Below are 20,474 nucleotides of genomic sequence, written 5' to 3' on the forward strand. Positions count from 1 at the left end.
ACCACGGGAACTCGAGTTCGGTCGTCAACCTGAGTCCCTACAAGTTCAACGGCCCCGGGGGGAAGGGACTCCGGCCCTGGGTCCGCATGGCGCCCATGCCGGACCGGTTCCGGGGGCTCCACCGCGGGCCCGGCGACGAGGTTGCGCCGCTCTACGCCGCGCACGTAGGGGAGGCGGCGCAGGCGCTCGAGACGGAGCCCACCTGGTTCGAGGACCGCCCGCCCGGCGCGGCCGCCTTCTTCCACGAATCGATTCTCAGTTGCGGCGGCCAGATCCCGCTTCCGGCCGGATACCTCGCGGCTTCCTACGCGGCGGCCCGCGAACACGGGGCGGTCTGCGTGGCCGACGAGGTGCAGGTCGGCTTCGGCCGCGTGGGGTCCCACTTCTGGGCCTTCGAGGAGCACGGAGTCATCCCCGACATCGTCACCCTCGGCAAGCCGATCGGGAACGGCCACCCGCTCGCCGCGGTCATCACCACGCGCGAGATCGCCGAGTCCTTCGCCAACGGGATGGAGTACTTCAACACCTACGGAGGAAACCCCGTCTCCTGCGCCATCGGCCTCGCCGTCCTCGACGCGATCGAGGAAGAGGGACTGCGGGAGAACGCCGCCATCGTCGGCCAGCGCCTACTCGCCGGCCTGGAGGGTTTACGCGACCGTCACGCCCCGGTGGGAGACGCCCGCGGCCGCGGCCTGTTCACGGGCATCGAGTTCGTGCGGGAGGGCGACGATCTCGAACCGGCCGCTGACCTCGCCGACGCCGCTGTCCAACGGATGCGCGACAGAGGGATCCTCCTCAGCACGGACGGCCCGGACCACAACGTGATCAAGATGAAGCCCCCGCTCGTCTTCTCCGAAGCCGACGCCGACCTCCTGATCTCGGGCCTCGACAAGGTCCTCTCCGAAACCCCCTTCCAGCCCTGACCCGCGTCGGCTACGAGCCGGTCTGGGTGGCGGCGGTGCGCTCGTCATCGTGGGTGCCCCAGCGCTCGAACCATTTCCTGAGAATGAGCTGCGTGCGCAGGAAGTTGGACGGCAGACGCGACGTGCCGTGCCACTCGCCCTGGAACTGGACCATCGCCGTCGGCTTGTTCTGCGCCTTCAGCGCCTGGTAGAACTGCTCCGTCTGCGACATCGGCGTCCGCAGGTCGAGGACGCCCGTCATCAGCATCGTCGGCGTCGTGACGTTGCCCACGTATGTGATCGGCGAGCGGCGGATGTGCTCGCTCGGGTCCACCCACGGGAACTCCCGGAAGTCCGCGTACCAGCGCAGGTAGTTGCCGTCGACCTCGTTGGGGAAGTTGAACCAGTTCACGACCGGACAGTTCGCCGACGCAGCCCGGAAGCGGTCCGTGTGCCCCACGACCCACGAGGTCAGCACGCCGCCGCCCGAGCACCCGTAGACGAACATGTTGCTGTCGTCCACGTAGCCGCGGGAGATGACCTCGTCCACGCTCGACATGAGGTCGTCAAAATCGTGGTTCGGATAGTCGTACTGGATGGCGTTCCCGAACTCCGTCCCGTAGCCGGAGCTTCCGCGCGGGTTCGTGTAGAGGACGACGTAGCCGTTCGCGGCGTGCTCCTGCCACGAGAAGTTGAACCCGCCGTTGTACATGCCGTGCGGGCCGCCGTGAATGATGAGAATGAGGGGATACTGGAGCGACGGATCGAAGTCCGGGGGCTTGATGACCCAGCCGTGAATCGGGAGTCCGTCATGGGATGACTCGCTCCAGACCTGTTCGACTTCGCCCAGCGTCACGCCCGCCAGCACGTCGGCGTTCACATCCGTCAGTCTCGTGCGCCCGTCGGGCCGGTCCACGGGGAAGACATGGATGTCGCCGGGTTCGTGCGCGTCGCCCCACATCCCCACGGCCATGCCGCCGTCGCTCACGTCGTTGAGGCCGAACATCTGCGGGCCCTCGGTCATCGCCCGCACGTCGCCATCCACCGAGGCGTAGTGGATGTTGCGGTAGCCGTCCGCCGCGGCGTCGAAGTAGACGCCGGCTCCGTCCGGGGCCCAGTGCAGCGCCCCGGGACTGCGGTCCATTTCGGCCGTCAGGGCGCGCGGGTTCGATCCATCCGCGTTCATCACATAGACGGCGGATTCGATGTAGTCGAACGTCGTCGTGTCGTGCCCCACGTAGGCGATCATGCGCCCGTCCGGCGATGGCACCGGCCGGTTGTCCGGACCCTTGCGCGTTGTGACCTGGCTCAGTTCGCCGGACTCCGCGTCGAGCCGATAGATCTCGGTCTCCTGCCACCGGTACACGGCGTCCTCGATGATGAGGCCGCTGAACAGGAGCGATTGGCCGTCGGGCTCCCACGCGGGGACGCCGAAGTTGTAGTCGCCCTCGGTGAGTTGGCGCGCGGTGCCGCCCTCGGCGGGGACGACGAAGATGTGCTGGTACTTGTCGCCCAGGAATCCGACGCGGTCCTGCCGGTAGACGAGGCGCTCGATGATGCGCGGCCCCGGCGTCCACGTCGCCCCCTCCGGCTTGGGGAGCGAAAGGGACCAGTGGCGCGCCGTGGGCTCCTCCGCCCCCACGCGCATCGTGAACGAGAAGCGCGTCCCGTCGGGAGACCAGGCGAAGTTCGACGGACTGTCCGTGACCCGCGTCACCTGGGAGACGGCCCCCTCGGCGTCCATCCAGCGCACGAAGATCTGGGTGTTTCCCTCGTCGTCGGGCGCGAGGAACGCGAGCCGGCTGCCATCGGGAGACCAGCGAGGCGAGGACCCGTCTACGAGATGGCGGGAGCGGCTGCCGTCCGGATTCACGATCCAGATCGAGGATTCCCAGGCGTCGTTCATCTTGTCGACCCACAGGCGCTCGTAGACCACGGCGTCGCCATCCGGCGAGATCTGCGGATCCTGGACCCGCTCCCAGTCGAGCCAGGACTCGAGCTGGAGGGCGCCGTTCGCTTCCTGCGCGACGAGCGCGGGGACCGCGGCGGCGAGGCCGCAGGCGGCCGAGAGCGCGGCGAGCGTGACGAGATGGCGGAACGGGGCGCGGAGGGAAGCGGGGGCGCGCGTGTCCATGGTACCTCCTGGGGTGAAGGGCGCGGGGCCTTTCGAAACATGGGATGCGCGTCGCCGCATGCATAGACCGCGCTCCGCCGCGCGCGCCCCCATGCCCCCCGAAGTTTTGCGTCTTATGTTGCGTTGGTGAACGACCGCGGCTGCCGCGCGGGATGCGGCGGCCCACAAGCCGGGAGGTTTCCGTGACGACTCGCACGCCCACCGACGCGACCCGCCTGCCCGACCGTCGCAGATTCCTCAAGCGTGCCGCCGCGGGAGCCGCCCTCGCGGCGACTCCGGCGTGGACGCGGGCGCCGTCCAGACCCGGTCTCAGCCTGGAGGAACTGTCGGCGCGCCGAGACTTCATGGGGACGGAAGACGAGTCCTTCTGGGAGATGGTGAAGTCACAGTTCCCGCTCCGTCCCGGACTCATCCTCGTGAACGCGGCGAATCTCTGCCCCTCGCCGTATCCGGTGCAGGAGGCGGTGTTCGGCTACACGCGCGACATCGATCAGGACGCCTCGTTCCACAACCGGGCCAAGTTCAACGCGCTGGCCGCGGAGTCCGTGGAAGCGCTCGCGCGGCTGCTCGGCGCCGCGCCCGATGAGATCGTCGTCACCCGCAACACCTCCGAGAGCAACAACACCGTCATCAACGGGCTCACGCTGGGCGCGGGAGACGAGGTCGTGCTGTGGGATCAGAACCATCCCACGAACAACGTGGCGTGGGACGTCCGGGCGGACCGCTGGGGCTACAAGGTGATCCGCGTGGCGACGCCGCCGGTGCCCGAGACGGAGGACGAACTGATCGACGCGTTCGTGAGCGCCTTCACCGACCGCACGCGTGTGCTCGCCGTGACCCAGATCTCGAACATCTCGGGCGTCGAACTGCCGGCGCAGCGCCTGTGCAGCATCGCGCGTGACCGCGGCATCTACGTGCACATGGACGGGGCCCAGAGCTTCGGCGCGGTGGAAGTCGACCTTCACGCCATGGGCTGCGACTCGTACACCGGGAGCGCCCACAAGTGGTTCTGCGGACCCAAGGAAGCCGGGGTCCTCTACGTCCGGGCCGAACGGGTCGCGGAGCTGTGGCCGAGCGACGTCGGCGTGGGTTGGGAGGGGGCGATCGCGGGCGGCGGTGCCGACAAGTTCGGCACGTACGGCCAGCGGGACGACGCGGCCGTCGCGGGCGTGGGGACGACCGTGGAGTTCCACGAGGCCATCGGGGCGGCGGCGATCGAGGAGCGGATGCGGGCTCTCGCGGCCGGGCTCAAGGCGGCGATCCGCGACCGGATCCCCGGCGTGAAGTTCCACACGTCGGACGTACCGGGCCTCGGCGGAGGCGTGGTCATCGCGGAGCTGGGGGTCGACGACCACACGGAGATCTACAACCGGATCTACGAGGAACACGGCGTCGCGGGAGCGCTCCGCCGGGGCGTGTTCCCCGGCATCCGGCTCTGCCCCCACATGTACAACACGATGGCGGAGATGGAACAGGTCGCCGACGCGCTCGCCGCTTCCGCCTGAATCGCGGCCCGCGGTTCGAATCGACTAGAGCTCGCCGCGGTTCTTCGCCCAGAGTGCGTAGTGGCAGGCGCGGGCGGTGAGGGCCATGTAGGTGAGAGAGGGGTTCTGGCAGGCGGATGAGGGCATCGCCGCGCCGTCGATCACGAACAGGTTCGGCGCGTCCCACGCCTGGTTGTAGCCGTTGAGGACGGAAGTCGCCGGATCCCGCCCCATGCGCGCCGTTCCCATCTCGTGGATCGTGAGGCCCGGCGCCGTGAGGTCCGTGAGCAGTTCGATGTCGACGCCGCCGCCGGCTTCCAGCATCTCTGCGGCGCGGTCCGCGCTGTCCCGCATCATCAGGCGCTCGTTGTCGCTCCACTCGCAGTGGATGCGGAGGGCGGGGATGCCCCACGCGTCGACGCGCTCCGGGTCGAGTTCGATGTAGTTTTCCTCGCGCGGGAGACATTCCCCGAAGGCGCCGAGTTCGAACTCCCACACCCCGGGTTCCGTGAGCCGGCGCTTGTATTCCGCCCCGAAGCCCGGCATGTCGAGGCCGCGGCTCCAGCCCTGCCGCGTGGACCAGCCCTGGTAGCCGTAACCGCGGATGAAGTGGGTCGACGGTTCCGTCACGTTGCGGAAGCGGGGGATGTAGATCCCGTTCGGACGCTCGCCGGTGTAGCCGTGGTTCTCCCAGCCCGGGAATTTCGCCTTCGCCCCCGTGCTCATCGTGTGATCCATGAGATAGCGGCCGAGGACCCCGCTCGAGTTCGCGAGTCCGTCCGGGAAGTCGGCGGACGTCGAGTGGAGGAGAATCCGCGTCGACTCGAGCGCGGAGGCGCCCAGCATGACGATCTCCCCGAAGAACTCCAGATCTTCCCCCGTCTGACGGTCGATGACGCGCACACCTGCGACGCGGCCGCGGGCGGGGTCCCAGATCACGCTGTGCACGACGCTGTCCGGGCGCAGCGTCATCCGGCCCGTGGCCTCGGCGGCGGGGAGGGTGGCGTTGAGCGAACTGAAGTAGCTCTTCGTGATGCAGCCGCGGTGGCAGGGACCGCAGTAGTGACAGGCGCTCCGTCCCTTGTGGTCGCGGGTGAGGACGGCCGTGCGCCCGATCGTCATCATCCGGGTGTCGCCGAAGTCGCGGGCGATCGCCTCCTTCACCGCGTTCTCGACGCAGGTCATCTGCATGGGAGGCAGGAGGACGCCGTCGGGCAGTTGGGGAAGTCCCTCCGGCTGGCCGCTGATGCCCACGAACTCCTCGACGTGCGCGTACCACGGGGCGAGGTCCGAGTAGCGGATCGGCCAGTCGACCCCGATCCCGTCACGCGCGTTGGCCTCGAAGTCGAGGTCGCTGAGGCGGTACGACTGCCGCGCCCACATGATCGAGCGCCCGCCGACCTGGCGGCCCCGGATCCACAGGAAGGGCTTCTCATCGGGCGTCGTGTACGGGTTCTCGATGTCGTTGACGAAGAACTTCCGGCCCATCTCATCGCAGGCGTAGCACTCGCGCTGCACGGGCTGCTCGGCGGCGAGCGCCTTGCGGTCGTTCCAGCCCCGGTACGGCATGCGGTACGGCGGCACGTGTTCGACGTAGTCCCGTTCGGGGACGATCATGGGGCCCGCCTCCAGCACCAGCGTGCGGAGGCCGAGTTCGGTGAGTTCCTTTGCGGCCCAGCCGCCGGTGATCCCCGAGCCGACGACGATCGCGTCCCAGACCTCCTGCCGGCCGCTCACGGCTGCCCCCCGGGGCGGCCCTCGCCGGTCCCGTACTGGTCGAGGAGGACGCACCCCTCGAAGGCGCCGGGGATGATCCGGTATCCGAGCGAGCGGAGGCCGGGCCGGGATGTGAAGTAGCCGGCGAGCGTGAAGCGTTTCATGTCGTAGAGGAAGGTCTGCGTCTCGTCGATCTCGGGATCCCGGCGATGGCGGTCGAGATCCTCGTCCATCCGCCCGACGAGTTCCGCCTGCTGGGCGGACATGCAGTCGGCGAAGGCGGCGCCGTGGGCCGACCGGGCGAGGGAATCCACTCCGTTCAGGCCGGCGAGGAAACGGTCGCGGTCCGACGCGTCCAGCCACCCGGTCAGGAGGGCATCGACGAATGCGGTGACGCCCGCCTCGCTCGCGCCGGGCGTGTCCGTCCGGGGGATGATGGTCTCGGCGAGCGCCGTCACCGTCCGCGCCTGCGCGGGCGTCAGCGTCGCGGGCGGCGCGCCGCCGACCGGGCCGGCCACCGCCCGGATGCGCTGCCCCAGCGCCAGGGCCTCCGCCACCGCGCTCCCCGGCGCCAGCAGCGGCGCGCCCGCGGCCACACCGATGATCTCGAGAGCCCTGCGCCGTTTCACAGTCGGTCCTCCCGGCCGGCATCGACGCGCGCGGGCGGCGGGGGTGCCGCCGCGCTCCGCCAACATAGGCCGAGGCGCCCCCCGCGCGAGACCGCTCGACGGACCGCGCGGTTCGACGCCGACCGGGGAGCGCGACATATTGCGCGCATGGACAGACGCAGATTCGTACGGAACTCGCTCGGAGCTGGACTCCTCCTCACGCACGCCGGACGCGCCACGGCCGCCGGCGCCCGGACGTTCCCGGAGGCCGGAGCCCCGCCGGACGCGCGAACTCTGCCGGACGCCTGGGGGCTCCAACTTTACACGGTGCGGTCGCTGATGGCGCGGGATGTCGAACGGACGCTCGCCGCCGTCGCTCGCATCGGCTACGGCGAGGTGGAGTTCGCCGGCTACTTCGGACGCTCGCCGAGCGAGATCCTGACCGCGCTGGAAGCGGAAGGCCTCACCGCCCCCGCCGCTCACCTGTCGCTCGAGGAACTCCGGTCGAGCTTCGATGAGGCCGCCGCGGCGGCGGCGGAGATCGGACATCGGTACCTCGTCGTCCCCTACCTCGGGGGTTCCGAGCGACCGGGCAACGACGGCGCCACGGGAACGGCCCTCGTGGACGGATATCGGCGGCTCGCGGACGAGTTCAACGGGCTCGGGGCGCGCTGCCGCGAGGCCGGACTCGGCTTCGCCTACCACAACCACGACTTCGAACTCGAAGAGGTGGACGGCGTTCGTCTCTTCGACATCATGATCGAGAACACGGACCCTGAACTCGTCACCTACGAGGTCGACTTCTACTGGCTCGTGCACGCCGGCGCCGATCCGTTCGACTACTTCAGCCGGTATCCCGGCCGCTTCGAACTCTGCCATGTAAAGGACCGGACCGCGGACGGCGAGATGGCGGACGTGGGCGCGGGGGAGATCGACTTCGAGGCGATCTTCGAGCGCTCCGACGAGGCGGGACTCATCCACTACTTCGTCGAGCACGACGCGCCGCGCGATCCGATGGGGTCGGTGCGCGCGAGCTACGAGCACCTCGCGTCGTTCGGTGGCTGACGGGTCCGGGCCCCGCAGCGAAAGGCCGGTCAGCCGCCGCGATGCCCTGCGCGCGACCGGCGCCGCCTCCCTCGGGCTCCTCGTCGGCGGCACCGCGAACCCTGCGTCCGCGCTCGCCGGCGGGGCGCGAGGGCCGGGTCGCGACGCGCACGCCGCGCGCCGGTCCGCCAACGCCATCACGCAGTCCGTGGCCCGCTGGTGCTTCGAGGAGATCCCGCTCGTCCCCTTCTGCGAGGGCGTGGCCGACATGGGCCTCACCGCGATGGACCTGCTCACGGTCGAGGAATGGCCCGTCGCGCAGGACCACGGCCTCACCGTCTCGTGCGGCGACGTGGCCGCCGGGACGATCGAGGACGGCCTCAACGAGACTGAAAACCATGCGGGCATCATCGAGGCCTTCGAACGGCACATCCCGCACGCCGCGCGCGTCTCGGTCCCCAACGTGATCTGCTTCTTCGGCAATCGCCGCGGGATGGAGAACGGCGTCGGCATCGAGAACTCCATCCGCTGCCTCGAGGCGTGCGCCCCCATCGCCGAATCCGAGGAGGTCACGATCCTCGTCGAAGTCCTCAACTCGAAAGCCGGCGGACACGTCGACTACATCGGCGACCGTATGGACTACGGGCTCGAGATCATCCGGGCCGTCGACTCGCCCCGCGTGAAGATCCTGTACGACATCTACCACATGCAGATCATGGAAGGGGATATCATCCGCACGCTGACGGATGCGAGCCCCTGGATCGGCCACTACCACACCGGCGGGGTCCCGGGGCGGGCCGAGATCGACGGCACGCAGGAACTGAACTATCCCCCGATCGTGCGGGCGATCGCGGACACGGGTTTCGAGGGCTTCATGGCCCACGAGTTCATTCCGCGGAGCGGCGACCCCCTGCGCTCGCTGCGCGAAGCCGTGGAGTTGTGCGCCGTCTAGCGAGTGCGGTTGATGACTGGTGGCATGACTTAAGGAACCCTCGGAGGAGGGGTGTAGATTGTCAATCGGAGTGACAATCTACACCCCCGGATGCACGGTTGGGTTCCGAGGTGTGATGGACCCTCCGAAATCCCCACCTTACTCGTCGGTCTCGTCGATCCCGCCGATCCGGTGACCGACCGTCGCGGCACCTACACGGGGCCGCCGAGGCCGCCCGCAGCCGCCTCCGCCCGACGGACGGCCGGCCTCCGGGCCAGGACGGCCTGCTTCCTTCCCAGCCACAGCGCGATCACCAGCCACAGTCCCGCCAGCGGGACCATGGTCAGCGCCAGCGCGGAGCTTCCCAGCCCGAGCGCGCGCAGTCCGGCGAAGGACCACACCCCGATCTGGTCGCCCGCCCGGTAGACGAAGAGGTCGTTGAAGTTCTTCGCCTTGTATTTGTCCCTTCGAGGGAGGACGGTGTAGAGCACCTCCCGCGTCGGCACCGCCAGCGCGAAGTTCCCGGCCCTCCGAAGGATCTGGAACACGACGAACACCGCGAAGACGGGCGCCGCCCCCAGCGCCAGGAAGCCGAGGACGCTGAGTACGGGCAGTATCCCGAGCGCCAGGCGCACGCCGAGCCATTTCAGGATGCGGCCCGTCAGAAAGAGTTGGGTGAAGAGGGTGAGCAAGTTCACCGAGAGGTCGATCTGCGCGAAGACCGAGGTCCGTTCCGCGCTCGTCGCGAAGGTGCGGGAGATGATGTCCGCCTGGATGTTGTAGAGGAAGGTGGAACCGATGGTGAAGAGCAGCATGAAGGCGCCGATCCCCAGCAGGTAGGGCGACGCCAGGACCCGCCGGATCCCTTCCAGCGCCGAACCCCCGATCACCGCCCCCGACGCTTCTCCGCCCGAAGCTTCCCGACCGGCGCCCGGCCCCCCGCGCGCCGCCGCGAGCGTGGCGCAGCGCGAATCGAGCGCCTTGAGGCAGAGGACCGCGCCCTCGAGCAGCAGCACGGAGAACAGGAGCAGCGTGGCCGGCGACAGGAATCCCACCAGGAAGGCCGTGATCGAGGAGCCGACGATCCCGCCCAGGGTGCCACCGACCCCGATGAGGCCGAAGAGCCGGCGGCTCTGGCGTTCCCGGAAGATGTCGGTCATGAACGACCAGAAGACGGAGACCACGAACAGGTTGAAGACGCTGATCCAGACGAAGAAGGTCCGGCCGACCCATACCGCAGCGGCGCCGTCGGCCACGACGCTCAGCAGCACGAAGTAGACGAGCAGGTTCAGCATGAAGAAGCGGTACGTGAGGGTCACGAACCGCCGGCGGGTCCACCGCGAGACCACCGCGGCGAAGATCGGGTGTACGAGAAGCATGGCGGTGAGCGTTCCCGTGAAGAGCCAGGGGATGTTCTCGACCCCGCCCGCCACGGCCATCTCCTCGCGGATGGGCCGGATCACGTAGTACGCGGAGAGGATGAAGAAGAAGTAGAGCGCCGACAGCAGCACGAGCCGGCCCTCTTCCGGACGGGCGCCCGTCAGCCGTGCGGCGACCGGGCGCGGCTCGCTCTCCGGGGGTGGGGTCATGCGGAGGAAGCTCCGGGGTGGCGCTTCATTGTGGCTCTGCTTGCCGGTCGCTGGAAAAAGGGATTCTCTTCAGAGGATCTGGGAACCTAACGGCGGGAGCAAACGTGGCCAGCTTGCTGGAAGTGATCGACGGCTTCACGAGGCGCGTCCTCAACATGAGGCGGGGCGAATTCGGTCTCGCGATACTGTCCGCGCTCTTCTTCTTCCTCGTCCTCTGCGGCTACTTCTTCCTCCGTCCCGTGCGGGAAGCGATGGGCGTCGCCCGGGGGATGGACGAACTCCGCTGGCTCTTCGCCGTGACGTCGCTGGCCTCCCTGTTCGCGGTCCTCGTCTTCGGGGGCGTCGTCGCGCGGACGAACCGGCGGCGCTTCATCCCCATCGCGTACCTGTTCGTCATCGCCTGCCTGATCGGCTTCGCGACGCTCCTCATCCAGGACGTGCGGGCGGGCGGCGGACTCATCGGCACGGATGCGGAGACCGGCCTCGCGCGAGGCGTGGGCTACACCTTCTACGTGTGGCTGAGCGTCATCAACCTCTTCTCGACGAGCGTGTTCTGGGCCTTCATGGTCGATGTATTCGACGTCGACCAGGGGAAGAGGATGTTCCCGTTCATCGGGATCGGCGGGACGCTGGGGGCGTTCCTCGGGGGCCGCGGCGCCGACTTCGTCAGCGGCCTTACCGAGAGCGCGTACCTGCCGGCCGGCCTCATGCTGATCGGCGCCGGGTGCTTCGCACTCGCGATCGCCGTCATGCTCATCCTCGACCGGAAGGCCGGGGCGTCGGACCTCTCCCGGCTCGGATCGGGCCCGGCGGGCGGACCGGTGGCGGCGGACGACGGGGCGGCGGGAACCAGAGGCGGGCGACGGGGCGATGGGGGCACGCGGATCGGAGGCGGGTCGCTGGAAGGGCTGCGGGCCGTGTTCACCTCGCCGTACCTGCTCGGCGTCGGGCTCTGGGTCGTGTTCATGGCCGTCTCGAACACGCTGATCTACTTCACGCAGGCGAACGTCATCCTCGGGGCGACGGACACCTTCAGCCAGCGCGTTGGGAGCTTCGCCGACTTCGACTCGCTGGCCCAGCTCGCCACCCTGTTGACGCAGGTCTTCGTGACGACGCACCTGATCCGGAAGCTGGGCGTGGGCTGGACGCTCGCCATCCTGCCGCTCGTCACCGTGCTCGGGTTCGTCGTGCTCGCCGTGTGGCCCGTTTACGGCGTGATGCTGATCTTCCAGGCCGTCCACCGCGCGACGCGCTACGCCGTGTCCCGGCCCTCCCGCGAAACGCTGTTCTCGGTCGTGCCGGCGGCGGAGAAGTACAAGGGGAAGCCGATCGTCGATGTCTTCCTGTATCGCGGCGGCGACCTCGCCGGAGCCGGCATCGACGGCCTCTTCGCGATGCTCGGCCTCGGGCTCGCCTGGGTAGCGATGTCGACGGCGCCGCTGGCCGGCATGTGGATCGCGCTCTCCATAGGGCTCGGACAGGCGCAGGCCCGCCGCATCTCTTCCTGAGCCGGCCGTGCTGCCCGACGATCTCTTCGGTCCCGGTTCTCCGCTCCGCGTCATCGGCCACCGGGGGGCGGCGGCGTTCGCGCCCGAGAACACGCTCCCTTCCTTCGAGCACGCAGTGCGCGTGGGGGCCGACGCGGTGGAACTCGACCTCCACCGGAGCGCGGACGGCCGCCTCATGGTCATCCACGATCCGAGCCTCGACCGCCTCACCGAGGGGACGGGCCCGGTGGAGGAGCGGACGCTTGACGAACTGCGCGCCTTCGACGCCGGATACCGCTTCACGACGGACCGCGGGAAGACGTTTCCCTTCCGGGGGACGGGCGTCGGCATCCCCACCCTCGAGGAAGTGCTGGAGGTGCTGGGAGACCTGCCGGTCGTGGCGGAGATCAAGTCGGCGGCCGCGGGGCACGAACTCGGCGCGTGGCTGCAGCGGAGCCGGAATCGCGCGGACCGCGAGCGGATCCTGGTCGGCGGCTTCGAGCGCGGAGAAGTGGAGCCCGCGAGCCGGCACGCGCGCTGGCACTGCGCCTACCAGGACGAACTCCGCACGTACGTCCTTCTCGGCAAGGTCGGCCTCGGCCGCCGCTTCGCCCCCGCCGGGTGCGCGGCCGCCATGCTGCCGGAACGGCAGGGCGCGCTGCGCATCGTCACGCCGCGCTTCGTGCGGCGCGCCCACGCCGACGGTATGGGCGTGTTCGTCTGGACCGTGAACCGCGCCGACGACATGCGGCGACTCCTGGACTGGGGCGTGGACGGGCTCGTGAGCGACTCCCCGGGCCGCGCCCGCCGGATCCTGGACGAGCGGGAGATGTGGGGACATGCCGGAGCCTGAAGCGCGGCCGCGGACGATCCTCCACGTGGACATGGATGCTTTCTATGCAGCGGTCGAGATCCGCGAGGACCCGTCGCTGCGCGGGAAGCCGGTCATCATCGGGTCCGCCCCGCGCAAGGGCCGCGGCCGGGGCGTCGTCTCCACGGCAAACTACGAGGCCCGCCGTTACGGGATCCATTCCGCGATGCCCATCTCGCAGGCGTGGCGCCGCTGCCCCGACGGCGTCTACGTGCGCCCGCGCATCGCCTTCTACGCGGAGATCTCGGGGCGGATCTTCGACATCTTCCGCTCCTTCACGGACCAGGTGGAGACGCTCTCGCTCGACGAAGCCTTCCTCGACGTGACCGCGAGCCGTCGGCTGTTCGGCACGGGACCGGAGATCGCGGAGCGGATCCGGCAGCGGATCGCCGAGGAGGAGCGGCTCACGGCCTCCGTCGGCGTCGCCTCGAACAAGTACGTGGCGAAGGTGGCGAGCGACCTCAGGAAGCCGGACGCGCTCGTCATCGTGCCGCCGGGGACCGAACGGGAGTTCCTCGCGCCCCTCTCGGTATCGCGACTCTGGGGGGCGGGGCCGAAGGTGCAGGCTCGTCTGGCGAGACTCGGCTTCAAAACCATTGGGGATGTCGCCCGGAACCAACCCGGGTTTCTTGAGGCTTCCCTGGGCCGGAAGCTGGGGAGGCGCCTCCACGAACTCGCGAACGGCCTCGACGTTCGGAGGGTCGACCCGCGGCCCGGGCGAAAGTCGCTCGGCAAGGAAGTGACCTTCCCGCGGGACGTCGAGGACCGCGCCCGCGTCGAGCGGACGCTGCTCGCCCTCTGCGAGGGGGTCGCGCGGGCGCTGCGCAGGAAGGGGATCGCGGGGCGCACGGTGCAGTTGAAGCTGCGCTGGGACGGCTTCGAGACGCACACGCGCCAGCGGACGCTCGAGCGGCCGGCGGACATGACGGAGGTCATCTGGCCCGTCGCCCGGGAGCTGTTCCGGGAGGCCGACGATCCCCGCCGCCTGGTCCGGCTCGTCGGAGTCAGCCTCTCCGGCTTCGATCATCCCGAGGGCGCGCAACTCGGGCTCCTGGATGACGTCGACGACGACCCCGCGAGCTCCGGCGGCGAGAGCCGGCGCCGGCTGGCGAAGACGATGGACGCCGTGGCGGACCGCTTCGGCCGGGACGCGCTGAAGCGGGCCGCCCTACTCGACTCGAACGAGCGAGGCACATGACGATGCAGGTATTCCCGATTCCGCCGGCCTCCGGGCGCGGCATCCTCTGGTTCTTCATCATCATGATGGTCGTGCTCGGCGCCGTGACGCTGATGATGGGCTGGGCGGCCTGGTCCACCCGGAACAGCCGGGCCGAAGTCTCGCCCGCGGGGCTGAAGCTGGTGGGAGACCTCTGGGGCCGGACGATCCCCCTCGACCGTCTCGAACTCGACGGGGCCCGCGTCGTCGATCTCCGCGGCGAACCCGACCTCGTCCCGCGCCGGCGCACGATGGGGACGGCGCTCGGAGACTACTCCGCGGGATGGTTCCGGCTCCGCAGCGGAGAGAAGGCGCTCCTCTACCTCACGGACCGGCGACGGGTGGTGTACATTCCCACGCTCGACGGGTACTCGCTCCTCCTTAGCCAGAGCGACCCCCGGCGCTTTCTGGACGCCCTGCACGACGCCACCGGCGACCCGGCCGGCAGCGCGGCCGGCAACAGCGACGAAGCCACCGAAGGAGAGTGACGACGGATGCTCCCCACACGGGATGAAGCGCTCGCGATCGTCCACGAATACACCGAGAGTCCCGGGCTCCGGCGCCACATGCTGGCCGTGGAGGCCGCCATGCGCGCCTACGCGAGAAAGTACGGCGAGGACGAGGATCGCTGGGGCGTGGCGGGACTGCTGCACGACTTCGACTACGAGCGCTGGCCCAACCACGACCACGCGCCCGATTCGGAGCACCCCTCGACCGGGGTCGCCATCCTCCGCGAGAAGGGGGTGGACGAGGACATCCTCGAGACGATCATGGCCCACGCGGACTACACGGATGTCGAGGCGACGACGCTGATGTCGAAGACGCTCCGGGCCGTGGACGAACTCACCGGCTTCATCACCGCCTGCGCCCTGGTGCGGCCGACGCGGCTCGCCGGCATGAAGACCCGGTCCGTAAGGAAGAAGATGAAGGACAAGGCGTTCGCCGCCGCCGTGAGCCGCGACGAAATGACGGGGAATTGCGCGGAACTGGGCGAGGACATGGGCGAGCACATCGCCTTCGTCATCGCCGCCATGCAGCTTGCGGCGGAAGATCTCGGCCTGAACGGCCCGGCCGCGGGCTGAACCGCCGTGCGGACCGTCGCCCGATTCGGAGGTGCTCGACCATGACCACGACGACGATCGTCATGATGATCCTCATCCTCGGATTCGTCTGGGGAGGACTCGCCGTCCTCGCGTCGGTCGCCTGGCGCAAGGAAGGCGCCAAGCGAGGCGGAGAGAGCTAGCCCCGCAATGAGGGAGAGGCACCGTGGGGGACGGACCCTCCTGGTGACGCTGGCCGCGCTGGCGGCCGGGTCGTGCTTCCTCCCCATCCCGCGCGCGATGCGCCCGCCCGAACCCGTCGCCTCCGACTCGGCGGCCGCGCGGCAGGATTCGATCGCGAGGGCCGAGCAGGCCGCAGCCGCGCGACGCGACTCCATCCTCGAGGCGCAGCGAGAGTCCGCACGGCAGGATTCGATCGCGAGGGCGCAACGGGAGGCCGCGCGACAGGACTCGATCGCGAGGGTCGCCGCGCGACGCGACTCCATCCTCGCCGCGGAGAGGGAAGCAGCCCGGCGAGACTCGCTGGAGGCGGCCCGGCGCGACTCGCTGATCGCGGCCGCCCGCCGCGACTCCATCGCCAGCATCGAGGCGGCCCGGGCCGCGGCCGCCGCGGAGTTGGCGGAGCTCCGCGAATCGGGCCCCGTCTTCGTCGCCCACGATGAGGCGCCCCGCCTCGTGTGGGACACCGAGGCCGAGGCCGCGCTGGCGACGACGCTGCTGCCCGTGATCCGCGGCGAGAGGCTCGACCCGAACATCTCGGCCTCCATCTGGCTTCTCGTGCGAACCGATGGCAGGGTCGAGGCGACCGCGATCCAGGTCTCTTCCGGCGACGGCGCCTTCGACGCGGCGGCCGTGCGGGCGGCGCGCGGACTGCTCTTCGCCCCCGCCCTCCGCGGTGGGCGTGTGGCACCCGTCTGGGTCCTGCGCGAAATCTCGCTCCTCATGCGGTAGATTCATGCGGTAGCCGCGATCCTCTCCCCCCCGCCGCCGGGGGCTGCGATCCGCCGTCCGACCGAATAGCTTGCGCGCCCGATGCCACGCCGCGACGACATCTCCTCGATTCTTCTCATAGGCTCCGGCCCGATCGTGATCGGCCAGGCCTGCGAGTTCGACTACTCCGGGACGCAGGCCTGCCGGGCGCTCCGCGAGGAGGGATATCGAGTCATCCTCGTGAACTCGAATCCCGCCACGATCATGACGGACCCGGACATCGCCGACGCGACCTACATCGAGCCGCTGACGGCCGACTGGGTCGCGCGGGTCATCGAGGCGGAGAAACCTGACGCGCTCATCCCGACGATGGGCGGCCAGACGGCGCTCAACGTCGCGCTCGAACTCGCCGAGCGCGGGGTCCTCGACGAGCACGGGGTGGAACTGATCGGCGCCGATGTCCGGGCGATCCAGCTCGCCGAGGACCGCGAGCAGTTTGCCGAAGCCATGGAGCGGATCGGCCTCGCGCTGCCCCCCGGCGGCTTCGCCCGCTCGCTCGACGAGGCCCTCGCGCTCGTCGAGGACACGGGATTCCCCGCCATCATCCGACCGTCCTTCACCCTCGGCGGCACCGGCGGCAGCACCGCGTACAACCGCGAGGAGTTTGAAGACCTCGTCCGCTCCGGCATCCGCTCCTCGCCGATCGGAGAGGTGCTCATCGACAAGAGCATCATCGGCTGGAAGGAGTTCGAACTCGAGGTGATGCGAGACCGGGCGGACAACGTGGTTATCGTCTGCTCGATCGAGAACTTCGACGCGATGGGCGTCCACACGGGCGACTCGATCACCGTCGCACCGGCGCTCACCCTCTCGGACCGCGAGTACCAGGCGATGCGGGACGCGGCGATCGCCTGCATCCGCGAGATCGGTGTGGACGCGGGCGGCTGCAACATCCAGTTCGCCGTGCACCCGACGACGGGCGAGATGCTCGTCATCGAGATGAACCCGCGCGTGTCCCGGAGTTCGGCGCTCGCGTCGAAAGCGACCGGCTTCCCGATCGCCCGCATCGGCGCCAAGCTCGCGGTCGGCTACCGCCTCGACGAGATCCCGAACGCGATCACGCAGGTGACGCCTTCCTGCTTCGAGCCGGTGCTCGACTACATGGTCGTGAAGATCCCGCGCTTCGCGTTCGAGAAGTTCCCGAAGGCGGACGCGACGCTCGGCGTGCAGATGAAGGCCGTGGGCGAGGTGATGGCGATCGGCCGCACCTTCCAGCAGGCATGGCTGAAAGGCTTCCGCGCGCTCGAGAACGGGCGGGCGGGGTGGCTGCCCTCGCCGGACCCGGACGCGGACCGCCTCGAGGACGGCGCCGTCGACACGGTGCGGGCCGCGATCCGCACCGCGACGCCCGAACGCCCCTTCCAGCTCTACCGCGCCTTCCAGGCGGGCCTCTCCGTGGACGAGATCAACCGGATCACCGGAATCGACCCCTGGTTCCTCTCCCAGCTCGAGGAGCTCGTGCGCGAGGGCCGGGCCTTCGCGGCGGCCGGGGAGGTCACGCCCGGCGACGTCGAACGGTTGAAGCGAATCGGGTTCGGCGACGCGGAGATGGGACAGTTGCGCGGGATTCCGGAGGCCGAGGTGCGCGACGTGCGCCAGGCCGCCCGACTCCGGCCCGTCTACAAGACGGTCGACACCTGCGCGGGCGAGTTCCCCGCCGCCACGCCGTACCTCTACTCGACCTATGAGGACGAGAACGAATCCGAGCGCTCGGACCGGCGGAAGATCATCATCCTCGGGAGCGGCCCGAACCGCATCGGACAGGGCATCGAGTTCGACTACTGCTGCGTTTCGGCCTCGCTCGCGCTGCGCGACGAAGGGTTCGAGACGATCATGATCAACTCTAATCCCGAGACCGTCTCCACCGACTTCGACATCTCGAACAAGCTCTACTTCGAGCCGCTCACGGTCGAAGACGTGCTCGCGATCGTGGAGCAGGAGGAGCCGGAGGGCGTCATCGTCCAGTTCGGGGGACAGACGCCGCTGACGATCGCGCGCAAGCTCGAGCAACTCGGCGTCCCCATCCTCGGGACGAGCGTGGAATCGATCGACCGCACCGAGGACCGCCGCCGCTTCGACGAACTCTGCCGTGAACTCGGCGTTCCGATGCCGCCGGGCGGGACCGCGACGAGCATCGAGGAGGCGCTGGAGATCGCGGAGGAGATCGGGTATCCCGTGCTCGTCCGCCCCAGCTACGTGCTCGGTGGCCGCGCGATGGAGATCGTCTACGACCCGGTCTCGCTGCGGGAGTACTTCGCGCGCGCGGTGCAGGCATCGCCCGAGCATCCCGTGCTCCTCGACCGGTTCCTCGAGGACGCGTGGGAGGCGGATGTCGACGCGGTGTGCGACGGGGAGACAGTCCTGATCGGCGGGATCATGGAGCACATCGAGGAGGCGGGCATCCACTCGGGCGACTCGGCCTGCGTCCTGCCGCCCTACCTCCTGAGAGACGTCGACATGGAAGCCATGCGCCGGTTCACGCGGGATTTCGCTCGCGCGCTGGACGTCCGCGGCCTCATCAACGTGCAGTTCGCCGTGCACGAGAAGACGGTCTACGTGCTCGAGGTGAATCCGCGCGCGAGCCGTACGGTGCCGTTCGTCAGCAAGGCGACCGGGGTCCCGCTCGCGCGGGTGGCCGCGCGGGTGCTCGCCGGCGTGAAGCTCGCCGACCTCGGACTCGGGGACGAACTCGTCCCGCACCAGGTGTCCGTGAAGGAAGCGGTGCTCCCCTTCGACAAGATCCCGGATGCGGACACCGTGCTCGGACCGGAGATGCGTTCGACGGGGGAGGTCATGGGGTACGCGGACAGCTTCGGGCTCGCGTTCGCGAAGTCGCAGATCTCCGTTTACCAGGGGCTGCCGACGGAGGGGGCCGTCGCGATCACCGTACACGACCAGGACAAGCCGAACATGGTCCCGGTCGCGCGCCGCTTCCACGAACTCGGCTTCACCGTCCTCGCCACGGAGGGGACGGCGAGGTATCTGCGCGGCCGCGGCGTTCCGTGCGAGCGCATCCTCAAGGTGCACGAGGGGCGTCCGAACCTCCTCGACCGCATCGTCTCGGGCGAGGTGCAACTCCTCCTCAACACTCCGCTCGGCAAGCACGCCCAGTACGACGACTACATGATCCGCCGCGCCGCGGTCTCCCGCCGCGTGCCCTACACGACGACGCTCTCCGCGGCATCCGCGGCCGCCGACGCCATCATCGCCCTCCGCCACCGCCGGCACACGGTCCACAGCCTCCAGGCGCGGGACGTCGTCGAAGCCGAAGAGGACCGGCTCTCGAGAACCGCCGGCTCCGTCTGACCGAATCTCTCCGGCGCGCCGCCATGATCCGGGCGCCCGCGGGACAAGACTCCACTTTCCGACGTGGGCCGCCCGCACTTATGCTGCGGGGGTGTTTGGCCCTTCGATTCCCTTTGCCCCGGTGCGCCAATGGGTACAATCGGTAGACGAACACCGTCAGCCGCGCTCGCCGCCCTTCTCGCCGCTCCCACGGCTCTGGAGGCCGTGCAGGAGCTCTCCGATGATGAACTCGCGCCCCTCGTGGCCCGTGTCGAGGAAGGCGTGCTCGAGCGCGCCAAGCTCGCCCAGGTCATGGTCGACAAGATCTTCTCCTTCTCCGAACTGGGGCAGCAGGAGATCGAGACCTCGGCCTACATCACCGGGATCCTGGAGGAGAACGGCTTCACCGTCGAGTACGCGCCCTCGGGCATCCCGACCGCCTGGTTCGCGCGCTGGGGCAGCGGCGCGCCGGTCATCTCCTTCGGCTCCGACATCGATGGAATCCCGAAGGCCAACCAGAAGCCCGGCGTCGCCTATCACGACCCCCTGATCCCGGGGGCGCCCGGCCACGGCGAAGGTCACAACTCCGGGCAGGCCGTGAACGTCGTCGCCGCGCTCGCGCTGAAGGAGGTCATGGAGGCCGAGGGCATCGGGGGCACGCTCGTGCTCTGGCCCGGGGTCGCCGAGGAGCAGTTGGGCTCCAAGGCCTGGTACGTGCGGGACGGCTACCTCGAGGACATCGACGTCACCCTCTTCACGCACGTGAGCAGCAACCTGTCGGTGAGCTGGGGCCAGGGGAGCGGCACCGGGCTCGTCTCCGTGGAGTTCACCTTCGAGGGCGAAGCCGCCCACGGCGCGGGCGCTCCCTGGCGGGGCCGCAGCGCGCTCGACGCGGTCGAACTCATGAACGTCGCCTGGAACTTCCGGCGCGAGCACCTGCGACCCGACCAGCGCTCCCACTACGTGATCAGCGATGGCGGCGATCAGCCGAACGTCGTGCCGCCGAGCGCTTCCGTATGGTACTTCATCCGCGAGATGGACTACGAGGACATCAAGCGCAACTTCGACACGGCCATCCGCATCGCGGAGGGCGCGGCCCTGATGACCGACACCGAGATGTCGTACCGGATCATCGGAGCCGCCTGGCCGCGGCACT

General features: G+C 69.4%; 17 protein-coding genes. 13 read left to right on the plus strand and 4 right to left on the minus strand.

The window, feature by feature from the left end; all coding sequences use genetic code 11:
- The coding region (locus tag RN729_RS08330) for an aminotransferase class III-fold pyridoxal phosphate-dependent enzyme (RefSeq protein ID WP_310783602.1) at window positions 1–923 on the plus strand (923 nt) is incomplete at its 5' end.
- 10 nt (window positions 924–933) lie between these two features.
- On the opposite strand, the gene RN729_RS08335 is transcribed toward RN729_RS08330, so the two are convergent.
- Window positions 934–3,036 (minus strand): S9 family peptidase, encoded by a 2,103-nt coding sequence (locus RN729_RS08335; protein WP_310783604.1) that lies wholly within the window; start codon window positions 3,034–3,036, stop codon window positions 934–936.
- A 182-nt stretch (window positions 3,037–3,218) separates the two neighbouring features.
- Here RN729_RS08335 and RN729_RS08340 point away from each other — a divergent pair, with 182 nt between their 5' ends.
- The gene (locus RN729_RS08340; protein ID WP_310783606.1) at window positions 3,219–4,541 is read left to right on the plus strand and encodes an aminotransferase class V-fold PLP-dependent enzyme; all 1,323 of its coding nucleotides are present in this window, start codon (window positions 3,219–3,221) and stop codon (window positions 4,539–4,541) included.
- Between the two features lie 24 nt (window positions 4,542–4,565).
- Here RN729_RS08340 and RN729_RS08345 read toward each other — a convergent pair whose 3' ends face one another.
- Both RN729_RS08345 and RN729_RS08350 read right to left on the minus strand, forming a co-directional pair.
- A complete protein-coding gene (locus RN729_RS08345; protein WP_310783607.1) occupies window positions 4,566–6,257 on the minus strand; it encodes a GMC family oxidoreductase in 1,692 nt (563 codons plus the stop codon).
- A complete protein-coding gene (locus RN729_RS08350) occupies window positions 6,254–6,865 on the minus strand; it encodes a gluconate 2-dehydrogenase subunit 3 family protein (protein WP_310783609.1) in 612 nt (203 codons plus the stop codon). Before RN729_RS08350 ends, RN729_RS08345 begins: the two co-directional genes overlap by 4 nt.
- Before the next feature lie 147 nt (window positions 6,866–7,012).
- Here RN729_RS08350 and RN729_RS08355 point away from each other — a divergent pair, with 147 nt between their 5' ends.
- The gene (locus RN729_RS08355; RefSeq protein WP_310783611.1) at window positions 7,013–7,909 is read left to right on the plus strand and encodes a sugar phosphate isomerase/epimerase; all 897 of its coding nucleotides are present in this window, start codon (window positions 7,013–7,015) and stop codon (window positions 7,907–7,909) included.
- Window positions 7,902–8,840, plus strand: coding sequence for a TIM barrel protein (locus tag RN729_RS08360; protein WP_310783613.1), 939 nt, complete (start codon window positions 7,902–7,904; stop codon window positions 8,838–8,840). Before RN729_RS08355 ends, RN729_RS08360 begins: the two co-directional genes overlap by 8 nt.
- A 191-nt stretch (window positions 8,841–9,031) precedes the next feature.
- Here RN729_RS08360 and RN729_RS08365 read toward each other — a convergent pair whose 3' ends face one another.
- Window positions 9,032–10,408, minus strand: coding sequence for a hypothetical protein (locus RN729_RS08365; RefSeq protein ID WP_310783615.1), 1,377 nt, complete (start codon window positions 10,406–10,408; stop codon window positions 9,032–9,034).
- 104 nt (window positions 10,409–10,512) lie between these two features.
- On the opposite strand from RN729_RS08365, the gene RN729_RS08370 reads away from it, so the two are divergent.
- The 9 genes from RN729_RS08370 to RN729_RS08410 form a co-directional block, all read left to right on the plus strand.
- Window positions 10,513–11,916 (plus strand): hypothetical protein, encoded by a 1,404-nt coding sequence (locus tag RN729_RS08370; RefSeq protein WP_310783617.1) that lies wholly within the window; start codon window positions 10,513–10,515, stop codon window positions 11,914–11,916.
- Between the two features lie 7 nt (window positions 11,917–11,923).
- A complete protein-coding gene (locus RN729_RS08375; protein ID WP_310783619.1) occupies window positions 11,924–12,748 on the plus strand; it encodes a glycerophosphodiester phosphodiesterase in 825 nt (274 codons plus the stop codon).
- Window positions 12,735–13,964 (plus strand): DNA polymerase IV, encoded by a 1,230-nt coding sequence (gene dinB / locus RN729_RS08380; RefSeq protein ID WP_310783621.1) that lies wholly within the window; start codon window positions 12,735–12,737, stop codon window positions 13,962–13,964. The genes RN729_RS08375 and dinB overlap by 14 nt, the downstream gene beginning before the upstream one ends.
- Window positions 13,961–14,470, plus strand: coding sequence for a PH domain-containing protein (locus tag RN729_RS08385; RefSeq protein WP_310783623.1), 510 nt, complete (start codon window positions 13,961–13,963; stop codon window positions 14,468–14,470). Before dinB ends, RN729_RS08385 begins: the two co-directional genes overlap by 4 nt.
- 6 nt (window positions 14,471–14,476) lie before the next feature.
- Window positions 14,477–15,064 (plus strand): HDIG domain-containing metalloprotein, encoded by a 588-nt coding sequence (locus RN729_RS08390; RefSeq protein WP_310783625.1) that lies wholly within the window; start codon window positions 14,477–14,479, stop codon window positions 15,062–15,064.
- Between the two features lie 41 nt (window positions 15,065–15,105).
- Complete coding sequence (locus RN729_RS08395; RefSeq protein ID WP_310783627.1) at window positions 15,106–15,225, plus strand: methionine/alanine import family NSS transporter small subunit; 120 nt, start codon at window positions 15,106–15,108, stop codon at window positions 15,223–15,225.
- 7 nt (window positions 15,226–15,232) lie between these two features.
- The gene (locus RN729_RS08400) at window positions 15,233–15,994 is read left to right on the plus strand and encodes a TonB family protein (protein ID WP_310783629.1); all 762 of its coding nucleotides are present in this window, start codon (window positions 15,233–15,235) and stop codon (window positions 15,992–15,994) included.
- An 81-nt stretch (window positions 15,995–16,075) separates the two neighbouring features.
- Window positions 16,076–19,339 (plus strand): carbamoyl-phosphate synthase large subunit, encoded by a 3,264-nt coding sequence (gene carB / locus RN729_RS08405; RefSeq protein ID WP_310783631.1) that lies wholly within the window; start codon window positions 16,076–16,078, stop codon window positions 19,337–19,339.
- Between the two features lie 129 nt (window positions 19,340–19,468).
- Window positions 19,469–20,474, plus strand: a 1,006-nt coding sequence (locus tag RN729_RS08410; protein WP_310783633.1) for a peptidase dimerization domain-containing protein, incomplete at its 3' end; no start/stop codon positions are given.

This window comes from Candidatus Palauibacter polyketidifaciens, from assembly GCF_947581785.1.
GTDB lineage: Bacteria > Gemmatimonadota > Gemmatimonadetes > Palauibacterales > Palauibacteraceae > Palauibacter > Palauibacter polyketidifaciens.

What these genes read in the sequence shown, in the direction of transcription:
- RN729_RS08335 (WP_310783604.1), bottom strand. Translation starts at nt 3,036, where the DNA reads ATGGACACGCGCGCCCCCGCTTCCCTCCGCGCCCCGTTCCGCCATCTC.
- RN729_RS08355 (WP_310783611.1), top strand. Translation starts at nt 7,013, where the DNA reads ATGGACAGACGCAGATTCGTACGGAACTCGCTCGGAGCTGGACTCCTC.
- RN729_RS08365 (WP_310783615.1), bottom strand. Translation starts at nt 10,408, where the DNA reads ATGACCCCACCCCCGGAGAGCGAGCCGCGCCCGGTCGCCGCACGGCTG.
- dinB (WP_310783621.1), top strand. Translation starts at nt 12,735, where the DNA reads ATGCCGGAGCCTGAAGCGCGGCCGCGGACGATCCTCCACGTGGACATG.
- RN729_RS08385 (WP_310783623.1), top strand. Translation starts at nt 13,961, where the DNA reads ATGACGATGCAGGTATTCCCGATTCCGCCGGCCTCCGGGCGCGGCATC.
- RN729_RS08390 (WP_310783625.1), top strand. Translation starts at nt 14,477, where the DNA reads ATGCTCCCCACACGGGATGAAGCGCTCGCGATCGTCCACGAATACACC.
- RN729_RS08395 (WP_310783627.1), top strand. Translation starts at nt 15,106, where the DNA reads ATGACCACGACGACGATCGTCATGATGATCCTCATCCTCGGATTCGTC.
- RN729_RS08400 (WP_310783629.1), top strand. Translation starts at nt 15,233, where the DNA reads ATGAGGGAGAGGCACCGTGGGGGACGGACCCTCCTGGTGACGCTGGCC.
- carB (WP_310783631.1), top strand. Translation starts at nt 16,076, where the DNA reads ATGCCACGCCGCGACGACATCTCCTCGATTCTTCTCATAGGCTCCGGC.